This window comes from Aminobacter sp. NyZ550, assembly GCF_025628925.2.
Classification (GTDB): domain Bacteria; phylum Pseudomonadota; class Alphaproteobacteria; order Rhizobiales; family Rhizobiaceae; genus Aminobacter; species Aminobacter ciceronei.
In genome coordinates this window covers 3,068,208-3,088,388 of record NZ_CP114190.1, presented here as the reverse complement: position 1 = coordinate 3,088,388, position 20,181 = coordinate 3,068,208, and the positions used below count along the sequence as shown (strand labels likewise).

Annotated in this window: 21 protein-coding genes and 1 pseudogene; 6 read left to right on the top strand and 16 right to left on the bottom strand. The window is 59.2% G+C overall.

Annotation, left to right across the window (positions count from 1 at the left end; all coding sequences use genetic code 11):
- Positions 1–37 precede the first annotated feature (37 nt).
- Positions 38–847: a universal stress protein gene (locus N7E70_RS15220; protein ID WP_263006829.1), complete on the top strand. Its 810-nt coding sequence runs from the start codon at positions 38–40 to the stop codon at positions 845–847.
- A 131-nt stretch (positions 848–978) separates the two neighbouring features.
- Here N7E70_RS15220 and groL read toward each other — a convergent pair whose 3' ends face one another.
- Entirely contained in the window at positions 979–2,601 is a 1,623-nt protein-coding gene (gene groL / locus N7E70_RS15215; protein WP_263006828.1) for a chaperonin GroEL, read from the bottom strand.
- A 49-nt stretch (positions 2,602–2,650) separates the two neighbouring features.
- Positions 2,651–2,995, bottom strand: coding sequence for a hypothetical protein (locus N7E70_RS15210; RefSeq protein WP_263006827.1), 345 nt, complete (start codon positions 2,993–2,995; stop codon positions 2,651–2,653).
- Between the two features lie 128 nt (positions 2,996–3,123).
- Here N7E70_RS15210 and N7E70_RS15205 point away from each other — a divergent pair, with 128 nt between their 5' ends.
- Positions 3,124–5,850, top strand: a complete 2,727-nt coding sequence (locus N7E70_RS15205; protein ID WP_263006826.1) for a bifunctional acetate--CoA ligase family protein/GNAT family N-acetyltransferase — start codon at positions 3,124–3,126, stop codon at positions 5,848–5,850.
- Between the two features lie 4 nt (positions 5,851–5,854).
- On the opposite strand, the gene N7E70_RS15200 is transcribed toward N7E70_RS15205, so the two are convergent.
- The gene (locus N7E70_RS15200) at positions 5,855–7,390 is read right to left on the bottom strand and encodes a bifunctional aminoglycoside phosphotransferase/ATP-binding protein (RefSeq protein WP_263006825.1); all 1,536 of its coding nucleotides are present in this window, start codon (positions 7,388–7,390) and stop codon (positions 5,855–5,857) included.
- A 51-nt stretch (positions 7,391–7,441) separates the two neighbouring features.
- On the bottom strand, positions 7,442–7,843 hold the full coding sequence (locus N7E70_RS15195) for a c-type cytochrome (protein WP_067961394.1): 402 nt from the start codon (positions 7,841–7,843) through the stop codon (positions 7,442–7,444).
- 163 nt (positions 7,844–8,006) lie between these two features.
- Here N7E70_RS15195 and N7E70_RS15190 point away from each other — a divergent pair, with 163 nt between their 5' ends.
- Entirely contained in the window at positions 8,007–8,843 is an 837-nt protein-coding gene (locus N7E70_RS15190) for a universal stress protein (protein ID WP_067961392.1), read from the top strand.
- A 64-nt stretch (positions 8,844–8,907) separates the two neighbouring features.
- On the opposite strand, the gene N7E70_RS15185 is transcribed toward N7E70_RS15190, so the two are convergent.
- The 9 genes from N7E70_RS15185 to N7E70_RS15145 form a co-directional block, all read right to left on the bottom strand.
- Positions 8,908–9,369, bottom strand: a complete 462-nt coding sequence (locus N7E70_RS15185) for a pyridoxamine 5'-phosphate oxidase family protein (protein WP_067961390.1) — start codon at positions 9,367–9,369, stop codon at positions 8,908–8,910.
- Positions 9,370–9,392: 23 nt separating this feature from the next.
- Complete coding sequence (locus tag N7E70_RS15180; RefSeq protein WP_263006824.1) at positions 9,393–10,325, bottom strand: amino acid kinase family protein; 933 nt, start codon at positions 10,323–10,325, stop codon at positions 9,393–9,395.
- Between the two features lie 63 nt (positions 10,326–10,388).
- Positions 10,389–11,138 carry an SDR family NAD(P)-dependent oxidoreductase gene (locus N7E70_RS15175; protein WP_263006823.1) on the bottom strand — a complete coding sequence of 250 codons (750 nt, stop codon included), beginning with the start codon at positions 11,136–11,138 and terminating at the stop codon, positions 10,389–10,391.
- 11 nt (positions 11,139–11,149) lie between these two features.
- Positions 11,150–11,986 (bottom strand): universal stress protein, encoded by an 837-nt coding sequence (locus tag N7E70_RS15170; RefSeq protein WP_263006822.1) that lies wholly within the window; start codon positions 11,984–11,986, stop codon positions 11,150–11,152.
- A gap of 139 nt (positions 11,987–12,125) precedes the next feature.
- The gene (locus N7E70_RS15165; protein WP_263006821.1) at positions 12,126–12,788 is read right to left on the bottom strand and encodes a phosphoribosyltransferase; all 663 of its coding nucleotides are present in this window, start codon (positions 12,786–12,788) and stop codon (positions 12,126–12,128) included.
- Positions 12,789–12,793: 5 nt separating this feature from the next.
- Positions 12,794–13,219 (bottom strand): DUF2267 domain-containing protein, encoded by a 426-nt coding sequence (locus tag N7E70_RS15160; RefSeq protein WP_263006820.1) that lies wholly within the window; start codon positions 13,217–13,219, stop codon positions 12,794–12,796.
- Between the two features lie 255 nt (positions 13,220–13,474).
- Positions 13,475–14,005, bottom strand: a complete 531-nt coding sequence (locus N7E70_RS15155; RefSeq protein ID WP_263006878.1) for an Hsp20/alpha crystallin family protein — start codon at positions 14,003–14,005, stop codon at positions 13,475–13,477.
- Positions 14,006–14,166: 161 nt separating this feature from the next.
- Positions 14,167–14,673 carry a hypothetical protein gene (locus tag N7E70_RS15150; RefSeq protein WP_154383995.1) on the bottom strand — a complete coding sequence of 169 codons (507 nt, stop codon included), beginning with the start codon at positions 14,671–14,673 and terminating at the stop codon, positions 14,167–14,169.
- Between the two features lie 20 nt (positions 14,674–14,693).
- A complete protein-coding gene (locus N7E70_RS15145) occupies positions 14,694–15,515 on the bottom strand; it encodes a universal stress protein (protein ID WP_067966429.1) in 822 nt (273 codons plus the stop codon).
- Positions 15,516–15,882: 367 nt separating this feature from the next.
- Here N7E70_RS15145 and N7E70_RS15140 point away from each other — a divergent pair, with 367 nt between their 5' ends.
- Positions 15,883–16,053 carry a hypothetical protein gene (locus N7E70_RS15140; RefSeq protein ID WP_263006819.1) on the top strand — a complete coding sequence of 57 codons (171 nt, stop codon included), beginning with the start codon at positions 15,883–15,885 and terminating at the stop codon, positions 16,051–16,053.
- Between the two features lie 152 nt (positions 16,054–16,205).
- On the opposite strand, the gene N7E70_RS15135 is transcribed toward N7E70_RS15140, so the two are convergent.
- Both N7E70_RS15135 and N7E70_RS15130 read right to left on the bottom strand, forming a co-directional pair.
- Positions 16,206–16,553: a RidA family protein gene (locus N7E70_RS15135; RefSeq protein ID WP_067966427.1), complete on the bottom strand. Its 348-nt coding sequence runs from the start codon at positions 16,551–16,553 to the stop codon at positions 16,206–16,208.
- A 190-nt stretch (positions 16,554–16,743) separates the two neighbouring features.
- A complete protein-coding gene (locus tag N7E70_RS15130) occupies positions 16,744–17,202 on the bottom strand; it encodes an acyl-CoA thioesterase (protein WP_263006877.1) in 459 nt (152 codons plus the stop codon).
- Positions 17,203–17,892: 690 nt separating this feature from the next.
- On the opposite strand from N7E70_RS15130, the pseudogene N7E70_RS15125 reads away from it, so the two are divergent.
- Positions 17,893–18,339, top strand: a pseudogene (locus N7E70_RS15125) (aldehyde dehydrogenase family protein); the annotation flags it as partial.
- Positions 18,340–18,553: 214 nt separating this feature from the next.
- Complete coding sequence (locus N7E70_RS15120; RefSeq protein ID WP_263006818.1) at positions 18,554–19,513, top strand: aspartyl/asparaginyl beta-hydroxylase domain-containing protein; 960 nt, start codon at positions 18,554–18,556, stop codon at positions 19,511–19,513.
- 107 nt (positions 19,514–19,620) lie between these two features.
- Here the strand turns inward: N7E70_RS15120 and N7E70_RS15115 are convergent, their stop codons facing one another.
- Positions 19,621–20,061 (bottom strand): VIT1/CCC1 transporter family protein, encoded by a 441-nt coding sequence (locus N7E70_RS15115; protein WP_263006817.1) that lies wholly within the window; start codon positions 20,059–20,061, stop codon positions 19,621–19,623.
- Between the last annotated feature and the right edge of the window lie 120 nt (positions 20,062–20,181).

The window sequence follows — 20,181 nt, the reverse complement described above, 5'->3', positions numbered from 1 at the left end:
TGTAGATCGAGTTGAATCCTGATTTCGAGGCGCAGAAATGAGCTACAAATCCGTCCTTGTGAACATCGATATCGACGGACCGGTCATTCCGATTGTGGCGGTGGCAATCGATATCGCGAGATCCCACGACGCAAGATTGATCGGTCTCTGTGGGGCCGACGCACCGCTGCCTATGGCTGGGGTCATGACAGCGGAAGCATGGCAACAGATGCGGGACAACATCGAGAAGCGCTTCACGAAAGTGCGGGCAGAGTTTGAGCGGTTGACCACGGGATCGGTGCGGACCGAATGGCGGCAGAGCCTGACCAACCCCACCCATGCAGTCGTCCAGGCAGCCCAGTCAGCGGACCTCATCGTCATGGCGGCTTCAGAGGGCGCGGCTACCGGGGATTCCTATAGGCACGCCAGTCCCGCGAGTGTCGTTCTTCGTGCGGGCCGTCCGGTTTTGGTCGTGCGCGACAAGGTGGAGCAGTTTGGTGCCGAGCGCATCGTTGTGGCATGGAAGGACACACGCGAAGCCCGACGCGCCGTAGCCGACGCACTGCCTCTGCTTGTCGCGGCCAAAGAAGTGACGGTGGTGACCGTGACGGCTGAGGCAGATCAGGTCATTCGAGATGGCCTAAACAATGTAGTCTCTTTCCTGGCGGAACATGGCATCAAAGCCACGCCAAGATTGATCGAAAGCCCCGATGAATATCTCATGTTGTTCAATTTCATCGACCGTAGCGGTGCTGACCTCGTGGTGTCGGGCGCGTACGGGCACAGCCGATTGAGAGAGTGGGCGTTTGGTGGGGTCACGCGCGCATTGCTCGATGAAGCCCGGCTCAATCGGTTCTTGTCAAGTTGAGGGCATTTCGCCCAACTGGCTGCGCGGATCGAAAGCCCAAGAAGAGCGGCTTTCGGTCCTTCTTCGTTGAAGAGTTTCGTCGGCAGTTATTGAGCGTCCGCTGACAGCTGAACATTAGTCAGCGCATCCGACTACATCGACATGTTCGTGTCGGTTGATCGAACTCCCTTTTCTTCGGGAATCTCCGTCATCGTGGCTTCGGTCAGCAGCAACGTGCTGGCTACCGAAACTGCATTTTCCAACGCAATGCGCACGACCTTGGTCGGATCGATGATACCCGCCTCGACGAGATCGACATACTGCTTGCGACCAGCGTCAAAGCCGAAATTGTCTTTCCCTTCCAGCATTCTCGCAACGACGACACCACCATCGACTGCGGAATTCTCCGCTATCTGGCGCACCGGAATTTCGAGCGCCCGTTTCAAGATCTGCACTCCCGTACGCTCGTCGCCGTCAACGAGCTTCTCTTCCTCCTCGACAGCCGTCGTACAGCGCAGAAGTGCAAGCCCGCCACCGGGAACGATGCCCTCTGCGATAGCTGCCTTGGTGGCGCTGATTGCGTCGTCCAAGGCCTCTTTTCGTGATTTCATCTCGGACTCGGTGGGAGCCCCCACCTTGATTACCGCAACGCCCCCAGTGAGCTTTGCGAGCCGCTCCTGCAGCTTTTCGCGATCATAATCGCTGGTGGTGTTCTCTATCTCCCAGCGAATCTGCTCGATCCTGGCATCAATTGCCTTGCGCTTTCCGCCGCCGCCTACGATTGTCGTGTTTTCCTTGTCGCACACGACGCGGCGGGCACGGCCGAGTTGCTCGACCGAGACATTTTCAAGCTTGATACCCAACTGCTCCGAGATGAGCTGTCCTCCCGTCAGAACTGCGATGTCCTCAAGCATTGCCTTACGCCTGTCGCCGAAACCTGGCGCCTTGACGGCACAGCTCTTCAGTGTCCCGCGGATGTGGTTGACGATGAGCGTCGCAAGAGCATCTCCCTCAACCTCCTCGGCCACGATCAGAAGGGGCGCGCCGGACTTGGCCACGGCCTCGAGAAGCTTAACCAGATCGTTCAGCGTACCAATCTTGCGGTCCACGACCATTACAAGCGCGTCCTCAAGGACCGCCTCCATCTTCTCCGTATCAGTCGCGAAATATGGTGAAAGGTAACCACGGTCGAACTGCATGCCCTCGACCACGTCGAGGACTGTCTCCGTCGTCTTTGCCTCTTCAACGGTGATGACACCGTCATCGCCGACCTTCTCCATGGCCGCTCCAATCAGTTCGCCAATCCCGGCATCATTGTGCGCCGAGATCGCAGCGACCTGTTCCCTTTCCCATCGGGTCTGAACCGGTTTGGAAGCTGCCTTCAATGCTTCGATCGCTCTTTTCGCAGCGCGATCGAGACCTCGCTTGATATCGATGGCGCTGGCACCTGCCACGACGTTTCGAACGCCATCAGCGAGCATCGCTTGAGCAAGAATGGTCGAAGTGCTGGTTCCGTCACCCACCATCTCGCCCGTTTTTTCGGCTGCCTGCCTGAGCATCCGGGCTCCGAGATTTTCCTCCGGATCCCTGAGGTCGAACTCTTTGGCGATCGTAACGCCATCATTGCAGACTATTGGCGGACCCCATCTTGCCTCGATCAGAACCGACTTCGAACGCGGTCCGAGTGTAACTCGAACCGCGTCGGCGAGCTGGGCAGCGCCTCGCAATATTTTCTCGCGAGCCTCCGAACGGAACAACACTTGTTTGTGAGCCATTGCGTGATCCTTTTGAAGGTCTGGAGATTGCCGGATCCGTCAGGATGCTTCACTTGGTCGTCGGCGATTTCTGAGCATTGCCACCCATCATCCCAGTGCCGCATCCGGATGGCATGTGTTCCCATTCGGTGTCTTGTGGCAGGGTGATCCCCAGTTCCGCTGCGCGTTTCTGCATGGCCTCGTGGTGCTCGGCCCGGATAGCGTCGCATTCCTCGTCGGACTTTGCGCTACGCATCCGGTCCATCATCGTGGCCATCTCATCCGCGGACATCATTTGATGACCTTGGAACATCAACGGGCCACGCATCTGGGCCAGAGTCCCTGGGACTTCGCTGGCCAGGGTAACAATCGCGACTGCCGCCCCCAGCATGCGCTTGGTGAACTGCATGTTCATTTGGTTCCTCCTTTTTCACAAATGAAGCACGGGTTGACCCGACGAGCCTTGATGCATGTCAATCTGAACGGCGACATCGGGAATTGATCTAGGGCAATGCGTCCTGCAACGCGGAGCCGTACTGGTCCATGGAGGAGGAAGTCGCTTTGACCATCCGCAACCTGGAATTCGTTCTGCATCCCAGATCGATCGCCATATTCGGCGCATCGACCCGGCCCGGCTCGGTAGGCGCGGTGGTCATAGAGAACATTGTCGAGGGAGGGTTCGAAGGACCGATCTGGCCAGTCAATCCAAAGCATCGTGAGATCGCGGGCAGACCTTGCTATCGAACCGCCAAAGAACTTCCCGAGGCACCCGATCTCAGCGTGATCGTTACCCCTGCCGAAACGGTTCCAGGCATTGTCCGGGATCTCGGCAACATAGGCAGCAAGGCGGCTGTCGTAATCACTGCCGGCCTGACGGTGGAAAACGGCCTCAAGCAGGCAATGCTCGAGGCCGCAAAGCCCAATCTGTTTCGAATAGTTGGGCCTAACACGCTTGGCTTGCTCACGCCCAAGCTGAAACTCAACGCCAGCTTTTCGCATTGCAATGCGTCCGCGGGCGGCATCGCGCTGCTTTCCCAGTCCGGGGCGATCGTGACAGCGCTGGTAGACTGGTCACTCGACAACAATGTCGGCTTTTCCCACATCGTGTCCCTGGGCGACATGGCCGATGTTGATGTTGGCGACTACCTCGACCTGCTCGCCAGTGACCCGTCCACGCATGCGATCCTGATGTACCTGGAAACTATCCCCCATCCGCGGAAATTCATGTCGGCTGCACGGGCGGCAGCTCGGCTCAAACCGGTGGTCGCGATAAAATCAGGCCGACATGATCAGGCTGCAAAGGCGGCCATGACACACACTGGCGCACTTGCCGGCGGTGACCGCGCGGTCACCGCTGCTTTCACCCGGGCGGGAATTCTTCGCGTCGGCGGTCTCATTGAGCTGTTCGATGCGGCAGAGATACTAGCTCTTCTGGGGCCGCTTCAACAAACCCGCCTGGGCATCGTAACCAATGGCGGTGGTGCCGGAGTCCTCGCGGTCGACGACTTGCTTGATCGTCGCTGTGAACTCGCTGCGTTCGCTCCTGCGACGGTTGAACGCCTTAACGCCTGTCTGCCGTCGACCTGGTCGAAAGGAAACCCGGTAGACATCATCGGTGACGCATCGCCACGTAGATACGCCGAAGCCATTGAAGCCGTCGCAGCCGACCCCGGAACAGATGCCCTGATGGTTCTAAATTGCCCGACTGGCCTCGCCTCTTCGACCGATGCGGCATTGGCCGTTTCTTCAATCGCCCGAAGCGGAAAGATAGACGGAAAGCCGTTGATCACCTGCTGGCTTGGAGAAAGCACGGCACGACAGGGGCGACACCTTTTGCAAAACGCCGGGGTCCCGAGTTTCGAGACTCCGGCTGAGGCAGCTCAGGCAGCATCATATCTCAGCGAGTGGTCGCGAGCCCAGGCCGCATTGATGCGAGTGCCGCCGGAGTCCGGGAGCGCTTACATGGCTGACCGCTCCCACGCGATAGCAATCTTCCGGGCGGCTGCGGCTGATGGACGGCAAATGTTGACGGAGGCCGAAGCGAAGGAGGTGATCGCGGCATATGGCATTGCAACGCCAAAGACCGTAGTCGCAAAGTCACCCGCAGATGTCGAGAAGGCTGCGGCAGCTATGCTCCTGAGTGCCGACAAGGTCGTCGTCAAGCTTGTGTCCAGGGACATCTCTCACAAATCAGACGTTGGCGGGGTGGCTCTCGACCTGGGTTCTGCTGAAGCTGCGCGGGACGCCGCCGAGGCCATCTGCCTTCGCATACAGCACTCTTCGCCTGATACGTCGGTGGACGGTTTCACTGTCCAGCCCATGATTAGCAAACGGAGCGCATACGAACTGCTCGTAGGCATCCATCAAGACCCGATCTTCGGGCCTGTGATTATGTTCGGAAGCGGCGGCGTTGCCGTTGAATTGCTTGACGACACGGCAGTGTCTTTGCCTCCGCTCGACGACGTATTGGCGGGAGATCTCATCGACAATACGCGGGCAGGCCGATTGTTGGCAGGATATCGTGATCGCGAACCAGCCAATCGAGCCGCCATATTGGGTACCTTGGACAGTGTCTCGCGACTGGTCGTCGACTTTCGCTGCATCAAGTCAATGGACATTAATCCTCTGTTGTCGGATCGCGAGGGAGCGGTCGCCCTGGATGCCCGCATCCAGTTCGATCCATCGTTGGTCGAGGATCCCGCACCCAATGCCGATCTCGTCATTCGTCCATATCCATCAAAGTGGGAGCGAGACATCGAGGTCAAAGGGCAGCGATACATCATCCGGCCGATCAAGCCGACAGATGTCGCTCTCTATCCGGCATTCCTGGCTAAGGTCACGCAGGAAGACATGCGGCTACGATTTCTCAGTCCTCGCAAGCATTTTCCAGACCAGATGCTAAAGCGGATGACCCAGCTCGACTACGACCGCGAGATAGCCTTCGTAGTCATTGCGCGTGGTGGTGACGAGCTTGCCGGCATCGGTCGCCTCTCATGCGACCCGGATCATGTCGTCGCAGAATATGCGCTGCTCGTCCGAACGGATCTGCAGGCCCAGGGCATCGGCTGGGAACTGCTCAACCAGCTTATCGACTATGCCCGTGAGGACGGAATCTCCAAGATCGAAGGCATGATGCTTGCCGAGAACCGCAAGATGCTGTCGATGTGCCGCGCCCTGGGATTTATGATCCAGCATGAAGTCGATGACCCCGGCCTCTGCCGGGCATCGCTGCGGCTGAAACCTCGCGCGAATGCCGAAGCCAACGACTGACAGTTCAGCAGGAAACCACGCGATCCGTGGCGACCAGAATGTCTGAGACAACGCCGGCAGGTGTCTGGGCGGCATTCAGTCTTTGCCAGCCGACATCGGCAACCGACCTGCGAAGCTGACGCGACAGCACGTCCACCGTCGCATCTGACACGCCCCCACTTCGCTCGCTCACCCGCGACCAAAGCAGGTTGGCATCGGCCTCCAACCAAAATCCCGCAAACGGCACCCCCCGTTCTGTGGCGCAGAGTTCCATTCTGTTCCTGTCTTTCGGACGCTCGAAAACGGCATCTGCCACCACCGACGCCCCCTGAGACAGGATAAGTCCTGCACGCCAGGCCATCTCCGCATAAACGCGCTCGGAAACTTCGGGAGCATAGGCCCTTTCAGGCAGCCGGGTTTCGGGTGCCACACCATGAAGGATTTTCCGAATGCGATCACTTTCGACGACGCGTGCGCCTGGCGGAGCTCCAATATGCGCTGCAAGCGCTTCTGCGACCGTTGTCTTGCCGGAGCCGCTGAGGCCACCAATCGCCACGAGACGGGGCGGGCAAGCGGCCAGAAGCTGACGCGCGAGCTTGAAGTACGATCGTGCATCCGCTGCAAGTCGCGTCTTTTGGGGCCCGCCTTCTTCAGCCTGCGTGGCAGTGACGTGTGCGCGTACAGCTGCACGGATTGCCATTAGCAGCGGCAGGAGTACGAAACCGTCCTCATCGTCTGCTTCATCGAGATAGCGGTTCGCAACCAGGTTAGAAAACTCGGGCAGCCCCCGATGCCAAAGGTCCATCAACAAAAACGCAAGGTCGTAGAGGACATCGACGGTAGAGATGTCGTCGTTGAACTCGATGCAGTCGAACAGACGTGGCTTGCCCTGGAAGAGGCAGATGTTGCGCAAGTGAAGGTCGCCATGGCATCGACGCACCTTTCCATGTCGTTCCCGACTGTCTAGCAGGCCCCCCTGCCGTTGCAGGGCTGTCCGGAAGAGGCCATCGAACTCATCGACCTCGGATCTGGAGAACACATGGCTCGTGCCAAACCCTGCAAGATTGATGTCGAGCACGCGCTGAAGATTGGCAGCACCTCCGCAGCCATGGGCCACAGGCGCATCACGATGGAATCTAATGATCGTATGGGCAACGTCGGTCATCAGTTGCGGTGTCAATTCATCTGCCACTGCCATCTTGTCGAGCAAGGCAGATTGATCGAAACGTCGCATCTCGACCACAGCGTCAATGAGATCTCCCCTTCCATCAAACTCCAGACGGCCGTCAGGCCTTCGCGTCAACCGTCTCACCCCGAGATAAAGCTCCGGTGCCGTCTTTGAGTTGCGTTCCACCTCCAGCTGACAAACAGCAAGCCTACGATCCGCCGATGAGAAGTCCACGTACGGAAGCTGCACCGCCCGCTTCATCTTGAACGCGCGATCTCCTGCAAGGAAAACGCGGGAAATGTGCGTCTCAATCATTTCCACGGGCCGCGGATCACCATGGCTGGTGGCATCCATCAAGAAATCGACTGCTGCGACCTGGTTATCGGTGATCATTATCCATGCCCTCGATCCGTCCCGTGGCCTCAGGAAGCAACGCTTTCGTTTTCACCTCTGCAGGCTCTCGATGAACGTTGCCAGCTCGTGAATTCTCTCCTGCGTCACGACGGGTCCGTCATCCGGACCATAAAGGCGTTTGTCGCTTAGAAGGAATTGCTGCCCCCAGACTGGCATGTCGCGCTCGCCATGGCCTGGAACAACATAGCGGCCGTCAATTGTTGCCATCACACGCCGATACGGAAACTCTTCACCGTTCTTTTCGGCAAGCTGCGTCAGATCAGTCGGTGCGCTTCGTAATTCCGCAGCCAAAGGACCATCGCCCCGCCCGCCACTTCCATGGCAGGCCGCGCATGAATTTAGAAACTCAGTTTCCCCGTAGCTCATCTCTTGAGCATGAAGAGAAATTGAGCTGCCTGAAATCAATACAGCGACTGTGATCAAGCGTTTCATATGGCGACCTCAGCCCATCGGGTTGGAGCCTAATGTCCCGGTCATGCGTAACCTTGATACGGATCAAATCACATGCGCTTTCACGAATTGACGTAGAGCAAGGAATGTTCCGATCCTGGGCGGTATCAGAAGACCTGGTTTCAATTGACTGAGGATTCAAGCCATGGCCTTCAAGACAATTCTAACGGTTACCGGCACCCACCGCGGCGACAATGACATCAAGTTGGCCGCCTCCTTGTGCGCGGAGGTGGACGCTCATCTTTCCGTGCTTGCCGTGACGCTCGCGGCACCTCCGCCCATTGGCGACTACGCAGCGCCGATGTCCGATGCCTGGATGGAAGAGCGGCGCGCCGATCTCGAGAGGCTTGATACGAGGACGGCCGAGGTCACGCGATTGCTAGCCAGCGCCGCGATTTCGGCGGATGTTTCCAACGCCTATCCTGAAATGGCCTGGGCCGACGAGATCATCGGACGGCGCGCGCGATATGCTGATCTGACCTTCGTCGGTCCGGATCTGCTGTCAGGAGGAACGCTCAGGGACAAGACGATTGAGGGTGCGCTGTTCTCGTCGGGCAAGCCAATGCTGTTGTCGTCCGAGGGCAGCAAGCCGACGCTGCGGCCCAGGAAGGTGATGGTTGCATGGGATTCGCGCATCGAAGCCTCGCGCGCAGTTCGGGAGGCTATCGACATCCTGAGGGCCGCAGACGACGTGCATCTGGTCCTCGTCGATCCGCTTGAGGGTGAAGGCCGTCAGGGCGACGAGCCCGGAGCCGATGTTGCGACCTATCTGGCCCGCCACGGCGCAAAGGTCACGGTCGACAGGTTGCCGAGTTCAGGGCAAAAAGTCGCCGATGTGCTGAAGCGGCATGCCTCGGACATGTCCGCTGAACTGATCGTGATGGGCGCATATGGCCACTCCCGCCTGCGGGAGAAGATCTTCGGCGGCGTAACCAAATCGATCCTGGAAGACGTTTCAATCCCGGTATTGATGGCACGCTGAACTTAAGCTGCGGGGTCGGTGGGAGAGATCGAACCGGCCCCGCGCGTCATATTGCCAACATCCTTCAAGATTGCTCCCCCTCGACAGCCTCCCGGCCCGATACTTGTTCGACGCAAATCCGGAAGAAAAGGTGGGATGAATGCTGGGCAATGGGACGCTGATCGGGTTTCAGACCGCCTGGCTCCCACCAGTTCACATGTTTGCTGAGCAGGTTCCAGGCGTGCTCCTGATCGATCTTGTTCTGCGGCGTGTCGCCTTTCAACTCCTCGAATCGGCCATCGACCAGCACGCTGCGCCACTCTCGGCCACTTCCCCTTTCGTCGACCAGCACGCAAACGCAGGGATTGGCTCGCATGAAGTCGATCTTCTTTCCAGGCATAGAGAACGCGTAAAGCCTGCTGTCTGAGTAACAGAAGTAGAACGGCACAACATATGGCCGTCCGTCCTTGGAACAACCAAGGTGGCCGAAATGACTGCGAGCCAAAATCTTGCTGCAGTCAAGCGTAGACAAAGAACGAACCCACATGACCTCACCTCCGTAAGGTTGAATCAGCGCGGCCAGAAGTCGATCGCGCCTGCCATGGTTGGCACAACACGTGTCCCGGCCTCCCCTGACAGGACATGTTCCACATTCGAAATCGATCCGATGGCAGCCCATTTGTGCGATGCCTCGACGAAGTCGCATGCGGCCTTCACCTTAGGCCCCATCGAAGACGGATCGAAGGCCAGCGTTCCCAACGACGCGGGAGTGGCATGTCTGATTTGTCGCTGTTCCGGTTTGCCATAGTCCGTGGCAACCGACAGCACGTCCGTCAGAAACAGCAATCCGTCGGCATCCAATTCTCGTGCCAGGAGCGAAGCGAATTCGTCTTTGTCCGGCAGGGCCTCCATCCCGTGCAACTCACCACCAGAGCCCGCAGCGACGGGTACGGGGCCGCACATGACAACTGCCGTACCAGACCCGAGCATAGATTTCGCTGCGCCAATCTCGATGGTCTCGAGAAGGCGGGGAACTGGGACAACACGTCGATACTCGCCGTCAAAATCCGCAAATTGCCAGCCACGCAGCTGGCGCAATTGATGGGCGTAGGTCCGTTCGTAGAAGGGTCCGATGGGCTTCGCCGGCTTTCCAAAAGCCTCGTCATCGGCATTGACCAGCACCTGCGCCATGTGCGCGACAACGTGTCGGTCGCTCCCGAGTTTGTTCCACAACTCTCGAGCCAGCAGATACCCTGTCTCACCCCCAGCTTGAGCGCACAGCAGATCAAGACGCGTAGGTTCGGCGACCCTGTAGGAAAACGACTGCAGTGCGAGCATCGCCAACTGTGGGCCGCTGCCATGAGCGATCACCACGTCGTGTTCCTTAAACACGGGCGCGAGCCACTTGGCGGCCATGGCGGCGTTCTCGCGCTGGTTCTCGGCCGTGATCGCCTGCCCTTTGCGCAAGAGGGCATTCCCACCCAAGGAAACTATAAGTCTCATCTCGTGCCTCCGCAGTTGTGTTCGCTGCTGGCAATCGGGACGTTCGCGATGCCGTGAAAGCGACTAGCGCGACGTGTAACCTCCGTCGACCAGATGATAGCTGCCCGTTATGAAGCTGGCCCTTTCGGACAAGAGGAAACAGGTCAGCGCCGCGACCTCACGCGCAGATCCGAGGCGGTTCAACGGGTGAAAGGCCGCCAGCTGTGCGATCGTCTCATCGTCCAGGCTCTTATTGAGGAGTGGTGTGTCGATAAACGCTGGGCCGACGGCGTTTACACGAACATTCTTCGCTGCGTATTCAAGCGCGACCGCTTTCGTCAATCCAACCAGAGCGTGCTTTGCAGCAACATATGCGCAAGCCTTGCTCCAACCCACCGACCCCAGGATGGAAGACATATTGACGATCGCTCCTCCGCCGGACTTCAGCATGGCTGGAAGCTGGAACTTGATGCAGTAGAAGACACCATCGAGATTGACTTCCATCACGCTTAGCCAATTATCGATCGGATAGTCGGCCGTTTCGGATTCCACGCCGCTTATGCCTGCATTGTTGACCGCAAGGTGAAGGCCTCCGAACGTCTCCACGGCGAATCCGACCATCTGTTCAACTGATCGTGGATCGGCAACGTCGACCTGACAGGCGTGGGCTTCGCCTTTTTCAGCCACGATGGCTTCTGCCACGCGTGCCGCTGAGTGGATGTCGATGTCTGCCACAACAACCTTGGCCCCGCCCGTGGCAAGCTCGCGAGCCACAGCCTCGCCAATGCCCGATCCAGCTCCGGTGACGAGCGCGACTTTACTCGAGAACTCCATGGCCGCGTTCCTCAATGCGACATCAGTATCGGCAGACGCAGGTCCGTCAGCACGCCTTCCGTCGCACCTCCAAGCACGAAGTCACGAACCCGCGAATGACCATATCCCCCCATCACCAGGAGGTCCGTGCCAAGCTCGATCGCCCGTTCCTGCAAGGTGATTGCGATCGGGCAGTCTTCGGATTTGATGTCTGCGGCATCCGCGTTGAGTCCACGCTTTCGCAATGAAGCGACCAGCTTTTCGCCGATGTCGGCTGCCTTCAGCGGCTTTTCGTCCACTATCGTGAGGACATGTATCCGGGAAGCATGCGTCAGGAGTGGCAGTGCATCGGCCACGGCACGAGCTGCCACGCGGCTGCCGTCCCATGCGATTGCGATGTGGTCGATCTTGGCTGCGCTTGCCGAGTCGGGCAGCAGGATTGTTGGCCGGCCGGAGTCGAAAATGACCCCTTCCGCAATCATCCTCGAAGTCGGGTTGTTCGGCTCCCATCCGACGACCGCAAGGTCATAGTACCTGGCATGGGTTGCCGCATTGTCACCCTGAAGCGCGAGAAGGACGGCCTCGGAAGCAGTGGTGACGGCAACGCCCTGTCGCGATCCTTCTTCAACAACCTTCGCGAGGAGGTGTTCGCCGGCTCGGCGGCTGACTGCCTCGGCCTCCCGGATGCGCGCCGGGACATCGATCAGAATTCGTGACAACGGACTCGAAACGTGAGGGATGTCCGCATCGATCGCGAGAACATTGAGGTCAGCATGGAGCTGCTGCGCGACAGCGACGGCATTGACGGCGACGGCATCCGAGTTTGGATCAGGGTATGTCGCGAGTGGCAGAAAAATCTGGGTTTTCATCCTGCGTCTCCTTGAACAACCTTTCAGGACGCAACATCGACCTGAACATGGTCAGAATGACCGTTCCGGGAGATCTTCGCTTTGACGTGGAGCAAACATTTGCAGATGCACGGCACTGCCCGGGAGAAGACACCGGAACTTATCGAGGATGCCTTAGCCTTCGCTCTTCGTTGGCTGCCCGAAGCGCATTCATCGCGTCCTCATCCGTCAGCTGAGGGAAGCTGCGATAGTGGTAGCTCAGGGCGCGAAAGCGGCCAGGTGTGCTCAAGCAGAAGACTTGGTCGGCCTCCTGTCGGAGAACGTCAAGCGCGTCGGACGATGCGACAGGGAGTGCCACGACCGTATGTGTGGGCCCCCGCCGTTTGACCGCTCGCAAGGCGACTTTCAAGGTCGCCCCCGTGGCGGCACCGTCGTCGACCAAGACCGCGGTTCTGCCAGCCAGTGAATGAGGACGAGCGATCGCTCCAAAAAGCCTGCTGCGCCGCTCCAGTTCCGGGCGCTCTGCGCTGACCAGTGCAGCAAGTTCCTCGTCTCCAAGGGAATACGCTTCGACGATTTCGCGGTTCACGACCACATCCGCAGGCGTGCCATCGACGATTGCGGCGACAGCCAATTCCGCGTTCCCCGGCGCGCCGACTTTGCGGACAATGAGCACGTCGAGAGGAGCATCGAGCGCATTTGCGACGGCCGCGGCCACTGGGATGCCCCCACGGGGAAGCGCCAGAACAACGGGCTTGGAAATCTTGGCGCCAAGCAGTTCAAGTCCCAGCCTTTCGCCCGCCTCTTGTCTGTCTCGAAACATTGCCGTCATTCCGGCCAAAGGTGTCGAAGCGACTTGCGCATCGAATTCTTCACCTGGATGATTTCACCATGTGAAAGATGCCGATCGAGGAGCCTGAATACGGCCGCAATACCTTCCTCGATGTCGACCTCGGGCTGTTCGTTCAAGGACTTCGAGATTCGGAGCACAAAGTCACGTTTGTCACGCTCCACGGCGGGCGACTTCGCTGGATCCCAGCCTTCGAAATAGATTCCTCGGATCATCTCAGGTAGCTGCGAAGAAAGATCCGCGGCCTCCTCTGGCGACAGCCAGTCGCGCAACGCCTGAAGCACTGCCCTCATCAAACGATGAGAGAGGTTTTCCGGCCAGCCGAGATCGGCAGCCAGTTCATTCACCCATTGCTGAGCTTGCTGGGCGGAGTGTGAGAAGTTGGGCTTTGATGCGTGTCCCATAAGCTCGACTCCATGTCCTTTGCTGGAGTGTCTCGACTTTCAGTGGTGCGGGAGACCAGCCTCACCAACTCTCCGCACGTCGTTGCGAAGTATCTGGCGATCTCGTTCTCAGAAAGACCCAGTTGCCTCAGGGCCCGGACGCTAGCTTCAGGATTCGGACCCAACCGAAGTTTCACATCGCCGGCTACCATCGGAGACCTCCTGGTAGGAGTGTCGGCGCAATGAACGCGCCAACACTCAGCATTATGGTTGGCCCTATGCGGCCTTCACCGTGATCGTCTTTTCGGGCTTCTGGGCTTCCGCAGTTTTCGGCAGCCTGACAGTCAAGATGCCCTTCGAGAAGGTGGCTTCGATCTTGTCGGCATCGACCCCCTCGGGAATCTGAACGGACCGCTGGAATGAACCGTAACGGCGTTCTGACAGGAAATAGTCTTTCTTCTTCTCTTCCTTTTTCTCGGATTTTTCACCCTTGATCGTCAGCACGTGGTTGGTGACCTTGATATCGATGTCCTTCTCGTCGGTCCCAGGGAGTTCGGCCGTGATTTCGTACTCCCCGTCCTTTTCGACCAGATCCATCGCAGGAGCCAATGGCCAATTGCCTGCAAAGGGAGTGCGTAGCTCTGGCAACCTTGGAATAACCCCACGCCAACCAAATGGATGGAAATCATCGAAGAGACGATCGACCTCTCGGCGCAAGGACTCAAACGAAGTCCATCCTCCGCCGCGAGCCTGCGGTACATTTTCCTTCTCGGCCGTTACGGGAAGTTTGGTCGATGTATCAGCCATGGAATTGATCCTTCTTGAACGTTGACCTATCGCCTCGTTTGGGCAGCTATTCCGCCGCGTGCACAGATGGCCGCGCAGGTTGGAGAGGCGCTCTCCCAGCTCTTCCTTGAGACGATGTTCCTGAATGTTACGCCGAGCACCCTCGACCACATTGACGTATGTCAAACTGGCGGTGACCATGACGGCACATTGGGCGTGAAGACGAAGTCAGGCACGTCGCGAAGGGGCCAGAGCAGTTCGGTCACAGTCTCGCTTGTCGACCTGCCTGGATAGGATTCCCACATGTCGCCAGTCGCAGTGAGCCCGCGCGCGTGAATTTCCGCGAGCACAGCCCTGTAGGTGTCGGTCAATGGCTCTCTGGAACCAACTTGTTGAGCCTTGACTGCTTCTCCGGCCGCCGTTGCGCCAAGCCCTAAGCCGGACCCACGCAAGATTCTGAATTGATCCTCGCGTATCGGGAAGCCTGCGTCGAAAAGAACCTCATTCTCGTCGATCTTGCGATAGCGAACCAGACGTGGACCTGCCGGAACGACCATGCTCGACGATAGCGCCCCGTAGAGCTTCTCAAAGCTTACAGCCAGCATGTCGCCGAGTTGTGCAGAGGTGCCACTTCGCGAGACATACGCATAAGGGCTCGGCAACATGGAAACCAGTTCAAGGTCTGGCATTGCTGCACCCTGGATCACCGTCAGTTTGACATCAGCCGATTTATCGCTGGACTTCTAAGCAGGGCACGAGTGACACCGCCAAACGCCCATTCTCGGATTCGGCTATGACCGTAGGCACCGGAGACAAGCAGATCAGCGCCATATTCATCGGCAATCTGGATTAAGGCTTCGGCCTCATCTGCTCCGCCGACATCAATGGCCTCTGCGGTTGCCCTAACGCCATGTCGAGCGAGAAAGCTGACGACATCATCGATGCCTTGTCTCGCTGTGCCGTCGACGCTTCCGAGAGCCACGACGCGCACCCGCGACGCAGCTGTAAGGAATGGCATCGCATCTGCGACTGCACGCCGAGCCTCGCGCGTATCCTTCCAGGCGATCAAGACAGCCTCAGCGCTGACGGGCTTGAAATCGGCAGGCGCCAGCAGCACTGGGCGCCCTGCGGAAAGCAGCAAAGTTCCATGGTCCACAGTTCGGTTGGAGTCGACTGCCGATAGAGGCCCAGACCCCGCGACGATCAAGTCTGCCGCTCGCGAGTGCAGTGCTAGCAGTTGGTTGGGATTGCCGATTTCACCACGCCAGGAGACACGTTTGTCGTCACCTGCCAGCTGGAAGAATTCCTGCCTTACCTTTGCGAGGCGGTCCTCAATTTCGTCGACTTGGCGCTGCATCGCTTCTGCAATTGCAAGGTCGCTGTCACCTGTCGGCATGACATATCTCGGCTCGGCCGCGCAGAAGCCTATCAAATCTGCGTCAAACATCAGAGCCGCGGCTTTTGCATAGGCTACCCTAGACCGGACAGGACGGTCGATATCGAGTTGCAGGAGGATCGTGTTGTAGCTCATTGACTTGCTCCACTCCGAGCAAACCATGACATGTTGGCGTTGGTCCGCTTTGACGTGCGTCAAGGAGGAGCCTTACCCGACAACCAAATCGGCCTTCGATAGATTTCCTTCGCTCATCAGTTGCACCCGCCCATCTCACTGACAGGCGGGTGTTGCGGTCGGCCGCTTACCAAATCCCAAATGATTGGGCATTTGATCCTTCGCCAGCCGCACCAGCTGCAAGATCTGGGTTATCCCGCCCGGCTACCGTCGGTCGATGGTCTCTTTCAAGTCTGGGACCTCATAGGGAGCTTCGGGTTTGGCATTGTGCGTCAGGGTGCTCCCGGGGCAGCCCATCTCAGGCGATCTGGTCGCGGAAGATTACTACATGTCCAAGACCGATAAGGACATCAACGCGCTCTTGCGGTCAAAGCGCCTGCGCATTGATGAAGGACGTTACTCGAAAACACTGTGGATCCTACGGGTTCGACATGACAGTTCAGATCTGAGTGATCTCTCCGAGGAAGAACTGCGCACCGTCGCCTGGAAAAAGGAATAGTGCGTCAGGTTTCTCCGTGAAGCTTCCAACATTGAGGAGCGATGGCAGCCGCGTCGAACCCTGGAAGATTTCGGAGTCTTCGTTGAAATCCATCGCGACGCGATGGTGGTATCTTGACGAGAGGCGGCGCCCGGCAGCATTCCTCACCTGCCCTACCGCGCAGCTACCGCCGTGATTTCAACGCCGAGATCGGGATAGGCGAGCCTGGATTCGACCGTCGCCCTCGCCGGCGCCTCGCCGGAGATGACCCATCGGTCCCAGGCTTCGTTCATCTGGGCGAAGTTCGACATGTCGGCCAGATAGATCTGCACCATGGCGAGGTTCCTCTTGGTCACCCCGGCCTGCGCCAGCGTCTCGTCGAGCAACTGGAGCACCTCTTCCGTCTGTTCGCGCACCGATTGGCCTCGCGTCTTCTCGGCGGTGTGGCCGGCGACGAAAATCAGGTTGCCTACGACGACAGCGTCACTCCACCTGATATCGGGGTTTATTCTTTCAAGCATCGGATCATCCTTTTTCGCGGGCTCCACGGCACGTGGGAATCCAACTGACGACAGCCTATGTTTGATTGGCCGCCAGAGAGCAAGGGACGTTCATCGGCAGCGATCTGCCGGCAGCTGAGACGCCATTCGTCACGGCCGAGAGTTTTCGGCGGGTGGCGAGTGGCTGCACCATCCAACATACACGCCGCTACTAATCGCCCGCATTCGCTGCGGCCCGAAAGCGCCCCTCGAACTCCCGCCTCAGTTCGCGGCGCAGTTCAGCGGCGCGGTGGCGTCTGCGGTCGATGTCGGTCGACGGCACAAAAGGCGGGATCCCGGTCGGGCGGCCGTCTTCGTCCACTGCCACCATGGTGAAGTAGCAGGAATTGGTGTGGCGCCGCTGGCCGGAGCGAATGTTTTCGGCCTCGACGTGGATGCCGATTTCCATCGAGGTGCGGCCGGCGAAATTGACCGAGGCCCGGAAGGTGACAAGTTCGCCGACATTGATCGGCTCGCGGAACACCACCTGGTCTACCGAGAGCGTGACGGCGTATTTGTTGGAATAACGGGACGCGCATGAGAAAGCGACGCGGTCGAGGAGATTGAGCAAGGCACCGCCATGCACCTTGCCGCTGAAATTCGCCATCTCGGGCGTCATCAGCACGACCATCTCGAGCCGGCGCGTATCCCTGTCCACCTAACGAACCTCCCCGATGATTGCAGCCGCATTCGACCACATTTGATGCGCGTCGAACACTGCGCACTTCATCACCGTCCCAAACTGCGAGCCCGAATGGTCGCGAAGGAGCTGTGCCCAAAACAGGTCGGAGACGCGCCCATTCCGATCGAGCTCAACTGGCTGCTCCATCAGACGAACAAGCTACATCAACCCATCCAATGAGCTAATTGTCTCTGTACCTGCGACGGGCGTAGATTCGAGGGTGGGAAGGTGGGGTAGTGCGCCGACGCGGTGCCTTAAATCCTAGGTGTGAGTATTGCGTCGGCTGCCCCACCCCAACGCCCACCGCGCAATGCAGACGGCCCGACTTGGCAACGCCAAGCGGGCCGCTCTTGCAATTGCTGGCCGCCACCGCCACGTTCTGCTTTGAAGGTTGGGACGCACCTATCTCGTCGTCATGCCAACGCGACGCAGGAGCGCAGCGGCGAGGAGCGGTCAGGGAAGTGGACCAAAAGCCAATTGCTTGGCCTTTCGAGCGACGAACGCCCGAAGTGACAGCGAAGAGCCTCGGAGACTATAGGATTCCTGCAGTGACATTGCGGAAAGCATAGATCCGCACTGCTGGCGCAGCTTACTCCATCGTCCTGAACACCTAGCGTAGCGTCCTGATCGAGCCGGCGTCATGACGAGGTCGTCGAACGGCTGGCCGCGCGCGCCGCATCCACCCGCATCGGCGGCCCCAGGGAGACCTCGACCGGCATGGGACCGCTGGTCTCGGAAGTGCAGATGAAGCGGGTGCTCGACTACATCGAGATCGGCAAGCAGGAGGGCGCGCGCCTGGTCACCGGCGGCAGCCGCCACGGCGAGCGCGGTTTCTATGTCGAGCCGACAGTCTTCGCCGACGTCGCGCACGAGATGCGCATCTCGCAGGAAGAGATCTTCGGCCCCGTCGCCACCGTCATCAAATTCAACGACGACGAGGACGCACTGCGCATTGCCAACGGAACTGTCTACAGCCTCGCCGCCGGGGTCTGGACGGCAGATATCGGCCGCGCCCACGACTTCACCAGGCGCCTCAAGGCCGGCACGGTATGGGTCAACACCTATGGCCCGACCGACATCCGCCTGCAAAAGCCGCCGAAATCATCGGCGGCTTTTGTCGTTGGTGGGGGCACATCGTCCCAATCAGCCAAGGAATGCCAGCCAGTTTGCCCGACCCAACGATCCGATCTGCCGGCAGCAAAGCCGATCGGTGGCGAGCTGTAGCCGGGCACAGTCACGTAATGCTGCTGCAATGCGTCATCCGTAATCAGTCGCGCGGAAGGTTTTCCAAGGAGAACTCATGCTGGTTTCCGCGTTCATTCTGGCGCTCGCCGCCATAAGCATCGTTTATGTCTACCGTTTCAGGGGTGAGGCTCGCTACAACAGCCTGACCGAGTATATCCGCAAGGGTTGGCCGATCTTCACGCCCCTCAATTGCGTACTCTACATGACCACGCTGCAGCGTGGATCGAAGGCCGTCCTCGACCCGGCCGAGTTCCCTGAAGTCGGCCTGCTGCGCCAGAACTGGCAGACGATCCGCGACGAAGGGCTGGAGCTGGTGCGCCAGGGCTATTTTGACGCGACCAAGCGTCCGGGCACGGCAGGCTCCTACGATGTCGGCTTTCGGACGTTCTTCAAATATGGCTGGAGCCGCTTCTACCTCAACTGGTATGGTTACACGCACCATTCCGCGCGGCGGCTCTGTCCCCGGACGACAGAGATATTGCTGCAGGTGCCGGCGGTGCATGGCGCCATGTTCGCCTTCCTGCCGGGCCGCTCAAAACTGACCAGGCATGCCGATCCCCTCGCCGTATCCCTGCGCTATCATCTTGGCCTGGCGACACCCAATTCGGACGACTGCTTCATCAATGTCGATGGCCGCAATCAGAGCTGGCGCGATGGCGAGGTGCTGATGTTCGACGAGACCTACCTGCACTATGTCCGCAACGACACCGACTCCGACCGTCTCATCCTCATGTGCGACGTCAAACGCCCGCTCAACCCGATCGGAAAGCTGTTCAACTTCTTCTACCAGGGCATAACCCGTGCTTCGGTCGTGCCCAACACGCCGGAGGACCATCGCGGCCTGGCCAACAGGGCCTTTGCCCGGCTATCACCGCTGCTGGCACGGATCAAAGCGCTGAAGGCGACCAATCGCCTGATGTATTACACCATCAAGCGGTCGGTAAATGTGCTGCTGGTCCTGCTGCTTGTGGGCTTGGCAACGGGCGTGGCTCAATTGCTTGGCCGCCTGGTTTGAAGGCCGTATCGTAGAACCATCCCTGGTTTCGGAACACGGCCGCTCGGGGATGGCTTTTCAGAATTGCCGATGCAGGGTGTGATGGAGGCTGCGAAAAGACCGCAATCTCAGCACCGCCGCACCCCGCCTCTCCTGGCGCAACGCTTGCGCTCGCCCGGGCTCCGGTTTGCGACGACAGGGCCGGCATCCGCCTCCGTAATTCCGTAGCGCTTGTAGAATTCGGCGTTGTCGCGCTCGATCTGCTCGCGCATCAGCTTGTCGTGGCGGATGATCATCGCGTCGCGGGCAGCCCTGCCCGCCGTCGTGGTGACAAGGCTGCCGGCACCCATTGGCAGCATCGAGGCGGCTATCCCCGCGACGCCCTGCGCCGTTCCCAGCGCAGTCGCCTCCGCCATCATCTGCTTTTCCAGCTTGCGCGTGTCGTCGGAATAGCCAGGGCCTTCGAAGTTCGATTCAGTGGTCGTCGAGCAGGCCGAGATCGCGTAGCAGAGCGCCAGCGCGCCACTGCCGATCCATGCCCGATGACCTGACAATGCGGTTCTGCCCATGCCTCGCCCCTCGACCGGCAACGGCCGGCGCAGCGGCGGCCCCTGCCGCCAGCCCCTCGCATCTACGCCCCGGGGAAAGGCCGTGTCTTGGACTGGACTGAACAGACCATGCTCAGACGG